The organism is Microbacterium sp. MF43 (genome assembly GCF_012847295.1).
Lineage (GTDB): Bacteria > Actinomycetota > Actinomycetes > Actinomycetales > Microbacteriaceae > Microbacterium.
In genome coordinates this window covers 352,533-369,225 of sequence record NZ_JABBDY010000004.1, presented here as the reverse complement: position 1 = coordinate 369,225, position 16,693 = coordinate 352,533, and the positions used below count along the sequence as shown (strand labels likewise).

Here is a 16,693-nt window from a genome sequence, read left to right as displayed (position 1 = left end):
AGCCCCGTCTACCGATCGGCGAGGCGTTCCAATTCCTTCGTCAGCTCAGTCCGGTGTGCGGTGGGGTCCACGATCGCGGTCGCCACGAGATCGGAGAGACGTGCCAGCACGGCCTGATCGACCTCGCTGAGCGGCTCCAGGCACCACTCGATGTCCTCACCGACGGTGTACCCCGGCTCGTCGACGTGCTTGGTCGGGTAGTAGCTGAATGCCGACACCGCGGTCCGCCAGAGCGTGGTTTCGGTGTGTGCTCGGTCGATCATGATGTTCCTTTCGAGGAATGACTTGCGGCTGAACTTTGCGTCCGCCGCCTCAGCGAGTGATGTGTGGACCGTTAGGGGTCGAGCCGGCGTGGTGGGGAGCGGCGGGGTCAGGCAGAAGCGCGGCTCTTGCGCGCTCGGTTCGAAGTCGCGCGTTCACCGCTCTTCCGATTGCGTCCAGGCGGGCATCCTCTGCGGCCTTTGCCGCAAGTCGCGCGATCCGCAGTTCATCGTGGGCGCTGGGTGGAGTTGCAGGTTCTGTGGTCGCTTGGTGGTGTGCGGCGCGTGCCCGGAGGCAATCCCGCTTCCATGCGGCGAGGAGCTCGGGAGGTGTGGGCTGCTTGCTGCCGAGCAGCATCTCGTTGAGGGCTTGCCCGGTGTAGGTCCGGGAGAAGAACTCGTCTGCGGCGACGCCATTCGCAACACGATCCGCAGGGCTCGCCCGGTGTAACCGTCGCGGGGGAAGCCCGGCGGTGCGACGGCGGGCCTCTCGTGCGTAGTACGCGTTGGACTTGGCTCGAGCCAACTCGTGATTCTCTGCGTACCGCTCGCGCTTTCGTTGGAGCACCTGCTCGCGGTTCTTCTCGTAGTAGCGCCTTGAACTCTCTGCGGCCGCCTGCGGGTTTGCCCGCCTTCTGTCGCGCTGTGTCTGGTTCAGCGCGTCGCGATGACTGTCCCGCCATCGGACGGTCCGGGCGTATGCCATCTCGCGGTAGCGGTCAGGATCCGCGGCCTGGCTTCGGACCCGCGCCGCCTTGTGCTGAGCCAGTATTCGGTCGCGATTGTTCGCGTAGTACTTTCGCGCGTAGGTCCTCTTCCGTTCACGTCGAGCAACCTCGCGCTTGTGCTTCCGGCTCTGTCTCTGCATGGAGAGTCGGTTGAGCTCGCGAGCCTTCTCGAGGTTCTCTTCTCGCCACCTCCGCCCCTCGGCCCGCACGTGATCGCGGTTGCGTGCACGCCACGCTTGGTTGGTGAGGCGGCGCCGCTCGCGTTGCGCGTCCGTGTGCGGCAACCACTTCTTCCGCTCCGAACCATGGCGCTTCACGCCCTCGTTGGACGTGCCACTCATGATGCTCTGCCGATCGCGAGGCGGTCGATCAGATCGGGTCGGAATCCGTACCAATGGTTCTCCGGCTCGTCATCGACGACGACAACCGGTGCCTGCGAGTAGCCGAGCTGATCGGTGACGTACTCGAGAGCAGCGACCGTGGCGCGCAGGTCAACCTCGGTGAAGTCAACGCCGCGGCGTTCCAGGTGCTTGAAGGTCTGCCGGCATTGAACACACGCCGGCCCTGCGGAGTAGACGGTCACGCTGGTCATGACTCACCGCCTCGTATTCGAGCCGTGTGCCCGCGCTTCGACCCAGTCATCCAGTTCGTCGAGCGGGTAGACGATCCGGGCGCCGAGCTTTCGATACGGCGGCCCGATCTGGCGGTAGCGCCACATCGAGAGGGTGCGCAGGGTGATGCCCGGAAGCATCGCGACCACCTGCGCCGGGGTGACGAACGTGTGCGAAAGGCTCTGCGTCACCGTGTGATCCAGTGTGCTCATCTCGACCTCCGTTGCGTACTTGCGTCTTGGCTTGACATGAGTGAAGCATTTAGCGATACACTCGTCAAGAGGAAAGCGTGAACCCCTGACGCAACTAGACATAATGGGGAGGTGAAGGTCGACGTGAAGACTCTCGATGGCACCCCCATGTCCGTAGCAGCGGCAGTTCAGCCGCTGGGATCCGGGCTTCGCATCGCGCCAGGGTTCGCGGCCAGCACGACGGACGAGACGACTGGCCTCGCGACGCGCATCGAAGCGAAGTACGTCCGGACCACGGGTCGCTACGTGGTGACGGCGGTTGCCGTCGAAAGCACCGTGGACTCGGTCGAGGTCAACGCGAACACGCTGCGCCAGGTCACCGTGCAAGCGATCGTGCAAGCGGCAGCACCACAGTGCATCGCCCTCACGCTTGATGACAGCGCCGACGCCAAAGGGCTGAGCGTCTCCGAGCTCACGAACCGCGACGGACGCCTTATCCCCGAGTGGCTCGCAACAGATGTCGTCAAACGCGGATCATCCGAAGCCCGACTCGACGTCGTCGAGATCCTCTACGGCGTCGCCGCCCTCTCCGGGCAAGCCCCGCTCCGAATGATCATGAACGAACTCGGAATCCCCCACCGCACCGCCTCAGACTGGACACAGAAGGCGAGAGCAGCAGGACGCCTCGAGGGAATGACAGCAGCCGCCGGCCGAAAGGCCGATGGGTAGCATCCACAGCTACAAGACCGGCGAAGGCAAGCGGTACATGGTCAAGTACCGCAAACCCGACAACTCACAGACCTCCAAACGTGGCTTCAAGACGAAGCGCGACGCAGAGCGCTTCCTCTCCTCGACCTCCGTATCGATCGCGGAGAAGCGATACATTGACCCAACCGACGCGCGCATTACAGTCGGCGAGCTCGGCGCCATCTGGATGACGGACCAGTCGGCGGTCCTCAAGCCGTCCTCTGTTCACCCGCTGGAGTCGGCGTGGAGGATTCACGTCGAACCCGCATGGGGCAACCGACAGGTTGGCGACATTCGCCACAGCGACGTCCGCGCCTGGGTGTCGCAACTCTCCAACACTCGCGGCCCAACGACTGTCATCCGCTCGTTCGGGATCCTCTCGGCGATCCTCGACATCGCCGTCCGGGACAGACGCCTCGCCGACAATCCAGCCCGCGGCGTCAAGCTTCCGAAGAAGCGCCCCAAGCCCCGCGTCTACCTGACACACCGACAGGTCGCCGAGCTCGCCCAACGAGCCGCCTACCCGCACGTGGTCTACTTCCTCTCCTACACCGGTCTCCGATGGGGCGAAGCGACGGGCCTCCGACTGCGAGACGTCGACCTCACTCGCCGTCGCGTGACCGTGTACGAGAACGCCGTGCTTGTGAACGGCCACATCCACGTTGGCTCACCAAAGTCTCATCGCACCCGCTCCGTGCGGTACCCGGACTTTCTTGACCCGATGATCCGATCGCTGTTCGTCGGGAAGGACGCCACACAGCTTCTGTTCGGCGACGGGACTGATCACCTCCGTCTGCCCAACTCCAAGGACGGGTGGTTCGCCAGAGCGGTCAGACGCGCTCAGAAGGAAGACCCGACCTTCCCCCGAGTCACACCGCACGATCTCCGACACACCGCGGCGAGCCTCGCGATCAGTGCCGGGGCAAACGTGAAGGCCGTCCAACGGATGCTCGGCCACGCCTCCGCGGCCATGACTCTGGGCACCTACGCCGACCTCTTCGACGACGATCTCGACGCCGTCGCCACCGCACTCGCGCACGCGCGGAATCGGTCGATCTACCCGCCCTCTGACACGCCCGTTGTGCTGCCGCCAGAGGTCCCCGGTATCGGCATCTGAGCCCGTCGCCGGAGACGTTTGTTCTCAAAATGTTCTCACGGCGGGATTTCGGGCAAGAAGAGAGCCCCGCGATCCCCCTGTTTCCAAGGGTTCGCGGGGCTTCGACGTGGCGGTGACGGTGGGATTTGAACCCACGGTAGGGGGTTACCCTACACAACTTTTCGAGAGTTGCACCTTCGGCCGCTCGGACACGTCACCGCCGACGAGTTTACGTCACGCCGCGCGAACCCGCCAATCGAGCGAACCCCGGCCCGAGCCCACACCCGCGCAGCTCACGCCGACAAGAAGTCCCGGTGATGGTAGCCGTCCGGGTCGAGCACGGCGACGGTCGATTCGGGCACCTCGAGGAAGACCCCGGGCAGGTCGTTGAGCGGCTCCGACACCACGACCTGCGCGCGATCTCCGAAGGCGTCCAGGCGCGAGGCATCCGGATACATCGTCCTGAGCGTCGGCACGTCGGCGGAGTGGAACAGGGTGCGTGATCGCCCATGGGTCGAGTACCGGAAGGCCCACAGGGTCGCACCGTCCGAGACCGCGACCGTCCCCTGCATGGGGAACTGCACGCCGGTGGCACGGCCGGCCTCCTCAACGCGCCGGATCGCCGCACCGACGCCGGCGACGGGATCGTCCATGAGCCCGTAGGTCAGTGCGAGATGGAACAGCACTTCGGTGTCGGTGGTCCCCTGGATCGACGGGTACAGCGACGGGTCCACGTCGAGGACCAGGTCGCGCTTGTATCCGGAGAAGCCCGAGAGCGCCCCGTTGTGCATGAACAGCCAGCGGTCGTGGCGGAACGGGTGGCAGTTGGTCTGCTGGATCGGCGGCCCGGCGGCGGCGCGGACGTGCGTGAAGAAGAGCGGCGAGCGCACAGCCCGACTCAGCTCGCGCAGGTTCTGGTCGTTCCAGGCCGGCTCGATCGATCGGAACAGCGCCGGCTCGGCGCCGGGCGAGGCATCCGCCGGATACCAACCCAGCCCGAAGCCGTCCCCGTTGACGGTCTCGGCGCCCAGCGGAGAGTTCAGCGACATCGCCACGATGGAGTGCGGCGAGTCCACGATGAGGGTCGAGGGCTGCAGCGCCTCACCCGTGTAAGCCAGCCAGCGGCACATGATCGCCTCCGAACCCTTCGCGGACGAGCCTCATGGTAGGCCCGACCGCACGGTGGGCGCGTAGCCCGCCGGGGGTGATTGTCATGGTCGGATGCCTGGCCCGAGGCATCCGCTCACTGCAAGACTGGCCGCATGGCCGTGATCGAGAACTCGAAAGTCACCATCGTCGGAGCCGGCAGCGTCGGGTCGAGCGCCGCGTATGCCGCGCTGATCCGCGGTTCGGCGCGGCATGTCGCGCTCTACGACATCGCGACGCAGAAGGCCGAGGCCGAGGTGCTCGATCTCGCGCACGGCACGCAGTTCACCGGCTCGAGCGACATCGTGGGCGGCAGCGACATCTCGGTCGTCGAGGGGTCGCACGTGGTCGTGATCACCGCGGGGGCGAAGCAGAACCCCGGCCAGACGCGCATCGAGCTCGCTGGCGTCAACGCCGGGATCATGAAGAAGATGATGCCCCAGCTGCTCGAGGCGGCCCCAAACGCGATCTACGTCATCGTGACGAACCCCTGCGACGTGCTCACGGTCCTCGCGCAGGAGGCGACGGGGCTCCCGGACGAGCGCATCTTCGCGTCGGGCACGGTGCTCGACACGTCCCGCCTGCGGTGGAAGCTGGCCGAGCGCGCGGGCGTCGCGACGTCGAGCGTGCACGCCTACATCGTGGGCGAGCACGGCGACACCGAGTTCCCGCTGTGGTCCAAGGCGACCATCGGGACCGTCCCGATCCTCGAGTGGGTCACGCCCACGGGAGACCGCATGACCGTGGACGAGCTCGACCAGATCGCCATCGACGTGCGCGACGCCGCCTACAAGGTCATCCAGGGCAAGGGCGCGACGAACTACGCCATCGGGCTCTCGAGCGCCCGCATCATCGAGGCCATCCTCGGCGACGAGCACGCGGTCATGCCGGTCTCCACGGTGCTGCGCGACTTCCACGGCGTCGACGGCGTCGCGCTCTCGGTGCCGTCGGTCGTGAGCGCGAGCGGGGCGGTGCCCATCCGCGAGACGCAGTTCGCTCCGAACGAGCTCGAGCTGTTCCACCGCTCGGCGGGCGCGCTGCGCGACGTGGCCGATTCACTGCGGGGCTGAAGGGGGACGGATGCCTCACCCGCCCTCCACGAGGCGGGCGAGGTTCCGCAGTGACGAGGCCATCCCCGCGGCGTGATCGGCGGGATCGATCCCGTCCGGCACACCTCTCGCCGCGACCTCGACGTAGGTGCCGCCGTCGCCTTCGGTGAACGTCCACGTCATGGTCATCGTGCCGGCGAACGCGGGGTCGTCCGAGGCGAAGTCCACCTCTTCGACGATCAGCTCGGGCGGCTCGACCCGCACCCGGCGCACCTCGGCGATGTCCTCGTCGGCGGTCGCCTTGCCGCCGCCCGCGGGCGGCTCGAGGTAGCGCAGCACCATCCGGTAGCCGGCGTGCGCGTCGAAGGACTCCAAGCGTCCCGTCATCCCCTCGGGCGGGAGCCACCCGAGCAGCAGGGCAGGGTCGACGAAAGCGCGGAAGACCTCGTCCGGCTCCGCCGCGAGGAACCGGGATGCCTCGTCCACCCGCATGCGGCCAGGCTACGCCGCGCCGCGGGGCGATGTCGCGACCCCGCCGTACGCTGAGGGCATGGCCGCCGCCCGACGACCCACGCAGACCGCACCGTACCGGTGCACCGAGTGCGGATGGACGACGATCAAGTGGGTCGGCCGCTGCGGCGAGTGCCAGCAGTGGGGCACCGTGGTCGAGGCATCCGAACCCCTCGGCCTCACGCGTTCGGTGACGCCGGTCGCTCCCGGCGCAGGCCGGTCCGCACGGCCGATCACCGCCATCGACACCGCCGACACGCCGCGCCGCACGAGCGGGGTCGGCGAGTTCGACCGAGTGCTGGGCGGAGGAGTCGTGCCGGGGGCGGCCATCCTGCTCTCCGGCGAGCCCGGCGTCGGCAAGTCGACGCTGCTGCTCGAGGTCGCGGCGCAGTCCGCCAAAGCCGGCCGGCGGGTGCTGTACGCCTCGGCCGAGGAGTCCACCGCGCAGGTGCGGCTCCGAGCCGAGCGCACCGGAGCGCTCCACGACGAGCTCTTCCTCGCGAGTGAGACCGACCTCGCGACGATCCTCGGGCATGTCGACGACGTGAGACCCGAGCTGCTGATCGTCGACTCGGTGCAGACCGTGGCGTCGTCGCTGTCGGAGGGGATGGCGGGGCATCCGTCGCAGGTCCGCGAGGTCGCGTCGACGCTGATCCGGGTGGCGAAGGAGCGCGGGCTGCCCGTCATCATCGTCGGCCACGTCACCAAAGACGGTTCGATCGCCGGCCCCCGCATCCTCGAGCACCTGGTCGACGTCGTGTGCCACTTCGAGGGCGATCGTCAGACCTCGCTGCGGTTCGTGAGGGCGCTCAAGAACCGCTTCGGGCCGACAGACGAGGTCGGATGCTTCGACATGACCGGCGCCGGCATCGCCGAGGTCCCCGACCCCAGCGCACTCTTCCTCGGCCACGGCACGCCCGAACCCGGCACGTGCGTCGCGATCGCCCTCGAGGGGCGGCGAGCCATGCCCGTCGAGGTGCAGGCGCTCACGATCGCCGCCACCAGCCCCAACCCGCGTCGGATCGTCAACGGCGTCGACGCCGCCCGCGTCGCGATGGTGCTCGCCGTCCTCGAGAAGCGCGGCGGGGTGAAGACGAGCGACAAGGACGTGTACGTCTCGACCGTCGGCGGTGTGCGCTTCACCGAGCCGGCGGCCGACCTCGCGATCGCCGTCGCGGTGGCGGGTGCGGTGAACAACGAGTCCACGCCGAAGACCCTCGCCGCTGTCGGGGAACTCAGCCTCGCCGGCGAGGTCCGGCCCGTGACGCAGGCCGCGCAGCGGCGATCCGAAGCGTCGCGGCTGGGGTACTCCGACGTGATCGACAACCGATCCGGCTCGCTGCGTGGCGCGCTCGCCGATGTGAGGACCCGCATGAAGCCGGGTCCCGGCGACGACGTGCCCGAGTTCTGACACGCGGCAGGTCGCGGAGGGCGATGCTCTGATTCGGCGGCATCCGGTCGGGGTGTCCGTTCGGCGTGCACCAGCCCGCCCCGAAGACCACAGCGCAATCCGTCCCGCAAGTCGACAGGCGCAGGAGGCGCCGTTAGCATGACTCCTGTCTACCGATAATCGATTACCTACTCTCCCTGAGGTCGTCATGCTCTCCGACATGCTGGAACACACCCTCCCGAGCGATTCCGCCCACGCCACCCTCATCGGCCGGGCGTGGGTCCCCACCCTCGGCGGGCCGTCGCCGGTGGTGGTGCGCGGCGGCATCGTCTACGACATCAGCCGTTCGTTCGCCACCGTGCGGGACCTTCTCGAGTGCCCCGAGCCGGTTGAAGCGGTGGCGCGCGCCGTCGGCGAGGATCTGGGGACGATCCGCGCCCTCCTTGCGAACACGCCCCGTGCGGGTCGGGATGCCTCCGCCCCCTGGCTCCTCGCACCCATCGACCTCCAGCCCATCAAGGCCGCAGGAGTCACATTCGCCGTCTCGATGATCGAGCGCGTGATCGAGGAACGCGCAGGGGGCGACCCGGAAAGAGCGGAGCAGATCCGCGCGCGGATCGGGGAGCGGATCGGCGGCGACCTCGCCGATGTGAAGCCCGGGTCCGAGCGCGCCGCGGCTCTGAAGCAGGCGTTCCAGGACGAGGGCCTATGGAGCCAGTACCTCGAGGTGGGTATCGGACCCGACGCCGAGATCTTCACCAAGGCCCAGATGCTGTCCGCGGTCGGGACCGGCGTGCCGGTCGGGATCCGCGCCAGCTCGCAATGGAACAATCCAGAGCCCGAGGTTGCGCTCGTCATGGACTCGCGCGGCACCGCGAAGGGCGCGACGCTGGCGAACGACGTGAACCTCCGCGACATCGAGGGCCGTTCGGCGCTGCTGCTCGGAGCCGCGAAGGACAACAACGCCTCGTGCGCGATCGGGCCCTTCATCCGTGTGTTCGACGAGCACTTCTCGCTGGACTCCGTTCAGGCGCTGACCGTAGAGCTCGACGTACGGGGCGAGGACGGGTTCACCCTGACCGCGCGTTCCGATATGTCGCTCATCAGCCGTGCGCCGCAAGAGCTCATCGACCAGCTCTTCAGCGCGCATCACCAGTACCCGGACGGCGCGGTGCTGCTCCTCGGCACGATGTTCGCGCCGACGGCCGACCGGTACGCCCCGGGTGCGGGCTTCACGCATGCGATCGGCGACATCGTGCGCATCTCGGCGCCCGGACTCGGCGGCCTCGTCAACGTCGTCGACACGAGCGAACGATGCGAACCATGGACCTTCGGAGTGGCCGACCTGATGCGCAACCTGGCGAATCGCGGACTGCTGGGCTCCGCTCGCCCTGAGACGAAGGAAGTCGCATGATCCCGACACAGAATCCCCGCACCGGGGAGGCCGCCCCGACGTCACTCCACCCCACGGAGCCGCGGGAGGTGCGTGAGATCGCCGAGCGCGCGAGCGGTGCCGCGCGACAGCCCCGCCGGGACAGACGCGGCCTCGCCGTTCTCCTCGATGCGATCGCCGATGAGGTTGAACGACGTCGCGCAGATCTTGTGGAGACCGCCGACGCCGAGACAGCTCTCGGCGAAGCTCGCCTCATGTCCGAAGCGGCGCGGGCCGCCGGGCAGTTCCGGCTGTTCGCGAACGTCGTACGGGAGGGCAGCCACCTCGAGGCGATGATCGATCGCGCAGGCGACGGACCCGCGGGGCGGCTCCCCGAGGTCCGACGCATGCTCGTTCCGATCGGTCCGGTCGCGGTATTCGGCTCGAGCAACTTCCCGTTCGCGTTCTCGGTGCTCGGTGGGGACACAGCGTCAGCGCTGGCGGCGGGATGTCCCGTTGTCCTGAAAGCGCACAGCTCGCACCCGCGCACATCCGCCCTCTCCTTGGATGTGCTGCAGACCGCGGCCGGGAAGTGCGATCACGCCGACCTGATCGCCGGCATCGTGTATGGCCAGGCCGCCGGCTCCCAACTGGTGCAGGACCCGAGCATCGCGGCAGTCGGATTCACCGGTTCGCTGTCGGCCGCACAAGCGCTCGAAAGCGCCATCTCCCAGCGGCCCGCCCCGATCCCGTTCTACGGTGAGTTGAGCAGCCTCAACCCCCTGGTCGTTTCCCAGGCCGCGGCATCCGTTCGGGCTGACGCCATCGCGGAAGGGCTCTTCGCGTCGATCACCGGCTCCGCCGGGCAGCTGTGCACGAAGCCGGGCGTCGTCCTCATCCCGCACGGCCCCGGCGGCGATCGACTCGTGAACGCTCTGGCCGAGCGCTTCCGGCACGCGCCCGGCGCAACGGTCCTCAACGGACGGATCCGGGACTCGTTCCACGAGATCGCCGGGCGGCTGCGGGCCGGGCACGGCGGGCGGGTGCTCGCTGCGGCCACGGTTGACGATGCACGCGGTTTCGCCGTCACCCCCATGCTCATCGAGATGGATCTCCCCGTTGTCGCGGAGTCTGCCGAGGAGTGCTTCGGGCCTTTCGCGATCGTCGCGCGCTACGGCGACCACGGCGAGATCGTCGATGTGGTCGAGCGGATGGCCGCGTCACTCACCGTGACGCTCCACACCGTCGGCGAAGATCCGCTGCTCACCGTCGTCCCCCGCCTCGAGCCTCACGCCGGTCGTATCGTCTTCGACGGGTATCCGACGGGCGTGCGCGTGTCGTGGGCACAGCACCATGGCGGGCCCTGGCCGGCGACGAACACGCTCCACACATCTGTCGGCGCGACCTCTGTGCGACGGTTCCTGCGTCCGGTCGCGTGGCAGGATGCTCCCCCCTCCGTGCTGCCCCTCGAGCTCCGTGACGAGTTCGACGCGATTCCCCGTCGGATCGACGGCGAGCTTCACCTGGCTGGTTCGAGCGCCATCCGACACGGTGGGTGAGCGGTGGAGCAGACCCCGCCACTCCAGCCGACCCGCGCTCGCACGCGAGTCAGGCGTCCAGGGAGTCAGGCGTCCAGCGCGACGATGAGGTCAGCAGGCGACGCCTGAAGCGGATGCGGTCCGGCGATGTCGAAGAAAACGGTGGTGATCTCGTCCTCATGCGCGCCGAGGAAGGCGCGCAGCCACGCCGGCGACTGCAGAGCGACACCCGGCGGGAGCGTCGCGGGCTTGTTCGCGGCGTCGCTGAAAAGCAAGAGCGCGACGTCCCCGGTCCGAGGGTCGCGGTAGGTCCACACTTCGCCGCCGTCGAGGGGGTTATCTCGCTGACCCGGTCGTATGAGTGGTACAACCGTTGGGCCGTGCCGGAGCGCGAATGCGACGGCCGCCATGTCCTGCGTCTGGAGAGCGTCTGAGAGCTGCGTGTTGCGGAACTCGAGTCCCTTCTTCGCGCGCTTCTTGCCGGCCATCAGTCCAGGGTAGTCGTCGAGTCGACGCACTCCGTCACGCGAGGGCGGCGTCCGCGATCTGCACGTCGCTTCGCAGACGCGAGGCGTCGCGCGCCGCGTTGGCGACCCGCACGGCTTCCCGTCCGTCGAAGCCCGCGACGCGCGCATCCCGTCCGCTCTCGATCGCCTGGAGGAAGTCGGACAGCTGCGCATCGACCGGATCAGCGGCATCGAAGGCCGGGACAAGTTCTTGGCGCTCCCGGAGGTTGCCAGACCACTCCAACGCGGCGCCCTTGTCGGACCTGTGCGTGAGCCTGCCCCGGTCACCCACGAACGAGAACGCCGACCGCAGTGGCGTCTGCGGCGGACCCCAGATCGCCGAGATGCGGGTGACGGTACCGCTGAGGTGCTGCATCAGCACGTGCGACACATCCAGCGCGGCGTCGCCTCGCCGGTGAGCACTGCGGATCGCGGACACAGACTTCACAGGACCGGCGACCCACAGCGCCATGTCGATGTCGTGAATGGCGAGGTGACCGAGGACGTCGCTCCGGCGCTCGGGATCGCTCCACCACCCGGATTGCACCGGCGAACCTGTGCGCCGGAAGAAGGTCAGCGACTCGACAGCGCCCAGCGCGCCGTTCAGGGCCTGCCCGCGAGCGTGCGCATACTCATGCTGATAGCGGCACACGTGAGCGGGAAGGAGCCTTACTCCGCGCGCATCGGCAAGTCGCAGCAGGTCGTCGGCGTCCTCCACGGTCCCGGTGAGGGGCATCTCCACGATCACGTGCTTGCCGGCGTTGATCGCCGCTCGGGCAAGATCGGCATGAGAGCCGGTCGGCGCGCAGATGTCGACGACGTCGCACGAGGCGAACAGTTCATCGGTGTCTGCGGCGGCCACTCCCCAGCCGCACTCCTTCACGAGCTCGGGCGCTGACATCCGCGAAACGACGGTCGTCGGCACGCCGAGGCGCTGGTAGCTCAGCAGATGAGTTCGCCCCCTCACGCCTGCGCCGATGATGCCGACCGTCTGGGCGGCGGTCCGCGCAGGCGTATGGGCGTTCGCAGCGGGCCGAAGGCTCGTCACCGCGCGAGTGCCCCCGACCAGTCGTGATCGAAGTGGACGACCGTGCCCGAATGGCGAGCCCGCTCGGCCGCGAACACGACCCGGTGACTCGCGAGGCTCTCGCGTGCGCCGGTCGCCAGCTCGGCGGAAGCTCCACCGCGGATCGACTCGACAAACGCCCTGACCAGGCCGATATCGCCGCCTCCGTGACCGTCTGCAGCGGCGTGGCCGACCGCATCGGTGTCGACCGTCCGTGTCTGTCCGGTCATGAAGTCGAAGATGTGGATGAACTGCCCGTCTGCGGTGATCTGCCCCTTCGTGCCGAAGATGCGGGTCTTGCGATGCGTCCCCTCCGACAGCGCCGTCAGGGTGAAGCTGACCAGCACGTCACCCTCGAACTGCATCGTCACGACCTGGTGATCGACGACATCGTTGTCGCTGGCGTAGACGCATCGTCCGTACGGTCCGACTTCGAGCGCGCGATCGACGGCCTCGGGAGTGAGGTCTCCCGCCATCACTCGCGCCATGTAGTCCTCCCCGGGTCCGGGGGAATCCGACACGCCGCGGCGATAGAACCGCAGGGCCGAGAACGGGCAGTCCGGCTCGACGGCACACGTGACGCAGCGATCCGACGCCCCCGCGGGACGGTTCTCCCGCCGGAAATGGGTGAGGCTGCCGAACGATGAGATGCGCTCGAGGGGCTTGCCGACGATGGCGCAGAGCCAGTCGATGTCATGACAGGACTTGGCCAGCAGCAGCGAGCTGCTCTCGTCTTCACGGCGCCAGTTCCCCCGCACGAACGAGTGGGCGAAGTGCCAGTGGCCGATCGGCTCCAGATGATCGATGTTCACGATCTCGCCGATGGCACCTTCGCGGAGGATGTCCTGCAGCGCCAGTGTGAACGGTGTGTAGCGCAGCACGTGGGCGACGGCGAACCGGACGCCGGCTGCCTCGACGGCCTCGACGATGCGGATGCAGTCCGCTTCATTGGTCGCCATCGGCTTCTCGAGCAGGATGTCGTACCCGCGTTCCGCAAAGGCGATCGCCGCGTCGACGTGCTGGTCGTCGAGCAGGCTGATCACCACGATGTCGGCGAGGCGCGGCTGCGCCGCGAGCTCCTCCCAGTCTGCGAAGGCCCTGCTCGGATCGACGCCGAACTCTTCGACGAAGCGCTTCCGCTGCGCGGGCCGGTTCTCTGCCACGGCGACGATCTGCACCGGCTCCTGGAGCAGGGTCGCAGCCTCGGCGTAGGCGAAGCCGCGCGCGCCCGCGCCGGCGACCGCCATCGTCAGCCCGTCGGTCGTTCGCATCGGGTCGTTCATCCTTTCGTTGCCCCGCTCATGAGGCCCTTGACGAAGTAGCGCTGGAAGAAGAGGAACAGGATCAGGATCGGGATCGTCGCGAGCAGCATGAAGGCGAACACCGCCCCGAAGTCCGACACGTACTTGCTCACCGATCGATACACCCCGACAGTGATCGTGGTGCCGTTGCCCGGCCCCAGGATGATCAAGGGCATGATGAAGTCGTTCCACACGGCGACGGCGACGAAGATCAGAACTGTCGCGGCAGCGGGGCGCATCAGGGGGAAGACGATCTGCCAGAAGATCCGGAACGGGCCAGCGCCATCGACCGCTGCGGCTTGTTCCAGTTCGATCGGGATGCTCCTGACGAAGCCCAGGAAGACCATGATCGCAAAGGGCAGCGAGCTCGCGATGTTCACGAGGATGAGGCCGGGAATCGTGCCGATGAGGCCCACGCCGAGCAGGATCTGGATGATGGGCTGAATGATGACCGCCCCCGGGATCATCATGCCGACGACGATCAGGACGATGACGATCTGCGTCACCTTGCCCGTGTTTCGTGCCAGGTAATGCGCGGTCATGCTCCCGAGGAGGATCGTCACCAGTACGGAGATCACCGTGATCTGCGTGCTGTTGATGAGGCCGTTCCAGAACAGGTTGTCCGACCGGGTGAGGACGGCGCCGAAGTTCGCCAGAGTCGGGGTCTCGGGCAGCGAGGCCGGGTGAGCGAAGATCTCGGTGCTCGGCTTGAACACATTCACGATCACCAGGTAGAGCGGTACCGAGAACAAGGCGGCGATGACCGTGCCGATCAGGACGCGAACAGGTCCGACCGAGTTGTCGCGGTCACGCAGCCGCCGGCGGGGGCGTGAGACGGTGGTGCTCACAGGTCTACCTCCCTGCGCTGCAGGAGTCGAAGGACGACGATCGAGACGAAGGCGATGATCGCGAGCATGACCGTGGCCATCGCCTGGCCATAGCCGACCTGGCCCGCCTCGACGCTGTATCGAACGATGTCGAAGGCCAGGGTGTTGGTCGTCCCCACTCCGGGACCACCGTTCGTGAGGACCTTCACCTGGTCATAGGTCTTGAATCCCCCGATCAGGCTGAGCACGACGCTGATGGTGACGACCGGCGCGAGCAGCGGCCACGTCACGGTGCGGAAGCGGGTGAAGGGGCCGGCGCCGTCGATCTCCGCGGCTTCGAGCAGCTCCTTGGGGATGCCCTGAAGACCCGCGAGATACAGCACGACCGCAATGCCGAGCGACTGCCAGCAGATCACCGCACCGACGGTGTAGAGCGCGAGGTTGGGATCGGAGATCCATCCCGGCGGGTCTTGGACGCCGACGTTCATGAGCATCGTGTTGAGCAGTCCGTCGTCACTGAGGATCATGCCCCACGTGACGCTGACGACCACGGCGGAGAGTACGACGGGGATGAAGAATGCTGCTCGGAGCGCGTTGAACACCCACCCCGTGCGATCGAGCAGGATCGCGATGCCTAATCCCAGCGCGTTCGGGATCAGCGTGACCATCACCGCGATGATCACGGTGTTGGTCAGCGCCCTGAGGAATGCCGGGTCATTGGCGAGCCGCACGTAGTTCTCGAGGCCGATGAAGCTGACGTCGGGCCGGAAGGCGTTGTAGTCCGTCGTGCTCGTGACGATCGCCATCCCCATGGGGACCAGCACCAGTCCCAGGTAGATGACCAGCGCGGGAAGCACGAAGACCGAGAATTGAATGAGGCGGCTGCCTCCGCGCGCCTTCCGGCGGCGCTCGGGTTCACGCTGCGCAGTCGCGACGGCGATGCGCGCTTCTTGGAGAGCGGTCATCTATGACTCCGTTATCGGGCGTAGGTGGATGGGAGGGGCAGCTCGCGAGCTGCCCCTCCCGGGACGAACTCACTCGACTTCGAGCTCATCCCACTTCTGGTCGAGGAACGCACCGAACTCCTCGGCCGTCATGCGCAGGTTGATCAGGTCGACCACGGCCGGCTCGATAGCGGTTGCGAAGCCGGGAGGCGTGACGCCCTGGATGTAGAACGCGGCCGGAACGGTCTCGTCGTTGGCGAGCGCCTCACGGTAGGCGTCGTTCGTTGCGAGGTAAGCGTCACCAAGACCGTCCGGAAGCTCGATCTCTTCGCCGACGAGACCGCCGTCGGTCTTGATGTTGGCCTGAACGTTCTTCTCGTTCGTCTGGAACGCGAGCGCCCACTTCTTGGCGAGGTCGACGTCAGGAGCCTCGGCGTTGACGGCCAGGCCCGGGCCGGTCACGACCGGCATGGGGTTGCCGGATTCGCCCGGCATGGCGAACACGCCGAGCTCGAAGTCGAGCGGGGTCGTGTCAGCGGCAGCCGCGAACCAGTTGCCCATCGGGTACATGGCCGCCTTCTGGTCGCGGAACGCCTGCTCGGTCTCGGCGTACGTGCGGCTGAGTCCGTCGGTGTCGTAGCAGCCCTTCTCGGAAAGGTCGGCGACCTTCTGGGCGGCGGCCACGAACTCATCGTCCGAGAACGACACTTCGCCCTCGCCGCGCTTGTCGAACCACTCGGGGTCCTCGCCGAGAACATCGGCCTGGATGATCGCCGAGGACGTGACCATGGTCACCCAGGTCTCACCGCCGCCACCGCCGACCTCGATGGCCTTGATGCCGGCGTCCGTCAGCTGTTCGCAGGTCTCGACGAGCTCGTCCCAGCTGCCGGGCGCCTCCTTGATGCCGGCCTTCGCGAAGAGGTCGGCGTTGTAGTAGACGAGAGGGATGGTCTGTGCACCGATCTGGGGCAGGGCGTAGACCTTGCCGTCGATCTCGCCGACGAAGTTCGCGGGCACCTCGAGCTCGCCCATCTCGTCCTCGCTCCACGAGGCGAGCTGCCCCTTGGCGACGAAGGGCTCCAGGGCGGGGCCGCCGACGATGATGTCGGGGGCCTGGCCCGACGACCACAGCTTCTGGAGGTAGTCCAGGCTGTTCTCACCGACGATGCGGTTGATCTTCACACCGGGAACCTCGGCCGACGCGCGTGCGACGGCTTCGTCCCAGTACTCAGGCGTCAGGTTGGGCGTCTCGAAGGTGAAGAACGTCAGCTCGACGTCCTCACCGTTCCCTCCGCTGCCCGTGGACGTGCTTCCACCGGCCGCGCATGCACTGAGCGTGACAGCGCCCACGGCGAGAGCAACGGCGGCGAGGGGCATCCTTCTGCGCATGTAAGTCTCCTTCGACGATGCA

At 67.5% G+C, this 16,693-nt stretch carries 18 protein-coding genes and 1 tRNA gene; 6 read left to right on the top strand and 13 right to left on the bottom strand.

Annotation, left to right across the window (positions count from 1 at the left end; translation table 11 throughout):
* Positions 1-8 precede the first annotated feature (8 nt).
* From HF323_RS13675 to HF323_RS13660, 4 genes are read right to left on the bottom strand one after another with little or no spacing between them, the layout of a single operon-like run.
* Positions 9-263, bottom strand: a complete 255-nt coding sequence (locus tag HF323_RS13675; protein ID WP_169583224.1) for a hypothetical protein — start codon at positions 261-263, stop codon at positions 9-11.
* Between the two features lie 49 nt (positions 264-312).
* The gene (locus HF323_RS13670) at positions 313-1,329 is read right to left on the bottom strand and encodes a hypothetical protein (protein WP_169582865.1); all 1,017 of its coding nucleotides are present in this window, start codon (positions 1,327-1,329) and stop codon (positions 313-315) included.
* The gene (locus HF323_RS13665) at positions 1,326-1,580 is read right to left on the bottom strand and encodes a glutaredoxin family protein (RefSeq protein ID WP_169583222.1); all 255 of its coding nucleotides are present in this window, start codon (positions 1,578-1,580) and stop codon (positions 1,326-1,328) included. Before HF323_RS13665 ends, HF323_RS13670 begins: the two co-directional genes overlap by 4 nt.
* A gap of 3 nt (positions 1,581-1,583) precedes the next feature.
* Positions 1,584-1,811: a helix-turn-helix domain-containing protein gene (locus HF323_RS13660; RefSeq protein WP_169583220.1), complete on the bottom strand. Its 228-nt coding sequence runs from the start codon at positions 1,809-1,811 to the stop codon at positions 1,584-1,586.
* A gap of 111 nt (positions 1,812-1,922) precedes the next feature.
* On the opposite strand from HF323_RS13660, the gene HF323_RS13655 reads away from it, so the two are divergent.
* Together HF323_RS13655 and HF323_RS13650 are read left to right on the top strand one after the other, a co-directional pair.
* Positions 1,923-2,519, top strand: coding sequence for a hypothetical protein (locus HF323_RS13655; protein ID WP_317451069.1), 597 nt, complete (start codon positions 1,923-1,925; stop codon positions 2,517-2,519).
* Positions 2,512-3,654, top strand: coding sequence for a tyrosine-type recombinase/integrase (locus tag HF323_RS13650; protein WP_169583218.1), 1,143 nt, complete (start codon positions 2,512-2,514; stop codon positions 3,652-3,654). Before HF323_RS13655 ends, HF323_RS13650 begins: the two co-directional genes overlap by 8 nt.
* A 107-nt stretch (positions 3,655-3,761) precedes the next feature.
* Here HF323_RS13650 and HF323_RS13645 read toward each other — a convergent pair.
* A tRNA-Ser gene (locus HF323_RS13645) sits at positions 3,762-3,852 on the bottom strand.
* Positions 3,853-3,926: 74 nt separating this feature from the next.
* Positions 3,927-4,763, bottom strand: a complete 837-nt coding sequence (locus tag HF323_RS13640; RefSeq protein WP_169583216.1) for a class II glutamine amidotransferase — start codon at positions 4,761-4,763, stop codon at positions 3,927-3,929.
* A gap of 132 nt (positions 4,764-4,895) precedes the next feature.
* On the opposite strand from HF323_RS13640, the gene HF323_RS13635 reads away from it, so the two are divergent.
* Entirely contained in the window at positions 4,896-5,849 is a 954-nt protein-coding gene (locus HF323_RS13635) for an L-lactate dehydrogenase (protein WP_169583214.1), read from the top strand.
* A gap of 15 nt (positions 5,850-5,864) precedes the next feature.
* Here HF323_RS13635 and HF323_RS13630 read toward each other — a convergent pair whose 3' ends face one another.
* A complete protein-coding gene (locus tag HF323_RS13630) occupies positions 5,865-6,320 on the bottom strand; it encodes an SRPBCC domain-containing protein (protein ID WP_169583212.1) in 456 nt (151 codons plus the stop codon).
* Between the two features lie 58 nt (positions 6,321-6,378).
* On the opposite strand from HF323_RS13630, the gene radA reads away from it, so the two are divergent.
* From radA to HF323_RS13615, 3 genes are all read left to right on the top strand, one after another.
* On the top strand, positions 6,379-7,749 hold the full coding sequence (gene radA, locus HF323_RS13625; RefSeq protein ID WP_169583210.1) for a DNA repair protein RadA: 1,371 nt from the start codon (positions 6,379-6,381) through the stop codon (positions 7,747-7,749).
* A gap of 199 nt (positions 7,750-7,948) precedes the next feature.
* Entirely contained in the window at positions 7,949-9,142 is a 1,194-nt protein-coding gene (locus HF323_RS13620; protein ID WP_211160584.1) for a fumarylacetoacetate hydrolase family protein, read from the top strand.
* Positions 9,139-10,659: an aldehyde dehydrogenase family protein gene (locus HF323_RS13615; RefSeq protein ID WP_169583206.1), complete on the top strand. Its 1,521-nt coding sequence runs from the start codon at positions 9,139-9,141 to the stop codon at positions 10,657-10,659. The genes HF323_RS13620 and HF323_RS13615 overlap by 4 nt, the downstream gene beginning before the upstream one ends.
* 65 nt (positions 10,660-10,724) lie before the next feature.
* On the opposite strand, the gene HF323_RS13610 is transcribed toward HF323_RS13615, so the two are convergent.
* The 6 genes from HF323_RS13610 to HF323_RS13585 form a co-directional block, all read right to left on the bottom strand.
* A complete protein-coding gene (locus HF323_RS13610; RefSeq protein WP_169583204.1) occupies positions 10,725-11,126 on the bottom strand; it encodes a dehydrogenase in 402 nt (133 codons plus the stop codon).
* Positions 11,127-11,160: 34 nt separating this feature from the next.
* Positions 11,161-12,192: a Gfo/Idh/MocA family oxidoreductase gene (locus tag HF323_RS13605; protein WP_169583202.1), complete on the bottom strand. Its 1,032-nt coding sequence runs from the start codon at positions 12,190-12,192 to the stop codon at positions 11,161-11,163.
* Positions 12,189-13,481, bottom strand: coding sequence for a Gfo/Idh/MocA family oxidoreductase (locus HF323_RS13600; RefSeq protein ID WP_169583200.1), 1,293 nt, complete (start codon positions 13,479-13,481; stop codon positions 12,189-12,191). The genes HF323_RS13605 and HF323_RS13600 overlap by 4 nt, the downstream gene beginning before the upstream one ends.
* A gap of 8 nt (positions 13,482-13,489) precedes the next feature.
* Positions 13,490-14,359: a carbohydrate ABC transporter permease gene (locus HF323_RS15500; protein ID WP_211160583.1), complete on the bottom strand. Its 870-nt coding sequence runs from the start codon at positions 14,357-14,359 to the stop codon at positions 13,490-13,492.
* Positions 14,356-15,303 (bottom strand): sugar ABC transporter permease, encoded by a 948-nt coding sequence (locus HF323_RS13590; RefSeq protein ID WP_169583198.1) that lies wholly within the window; start codon positions 15,301-15,303, stop codon positions 14,356-14,358. The genes HF323_RS15500 and HF323_RS13590 overlap by 4 nt, the downstream gene beginning before the upstream one ends.
* A gap of 69 nt (positions 15,304-15,372) precedes the next feature.
* Positions 15,373-16,671: an extracellular solute-binding protein gene (locus HF323_RS13585; RefSeq protein WP_169583196.1), complete on the bottom strand. Its 1,299-nt coding sequence runs from the start codon at positions 16,669-16,671 to the stop codon at positions 15,373-15,375.
* Positions 16,672-16,693 lie beyond the last annotated feature (22 nt).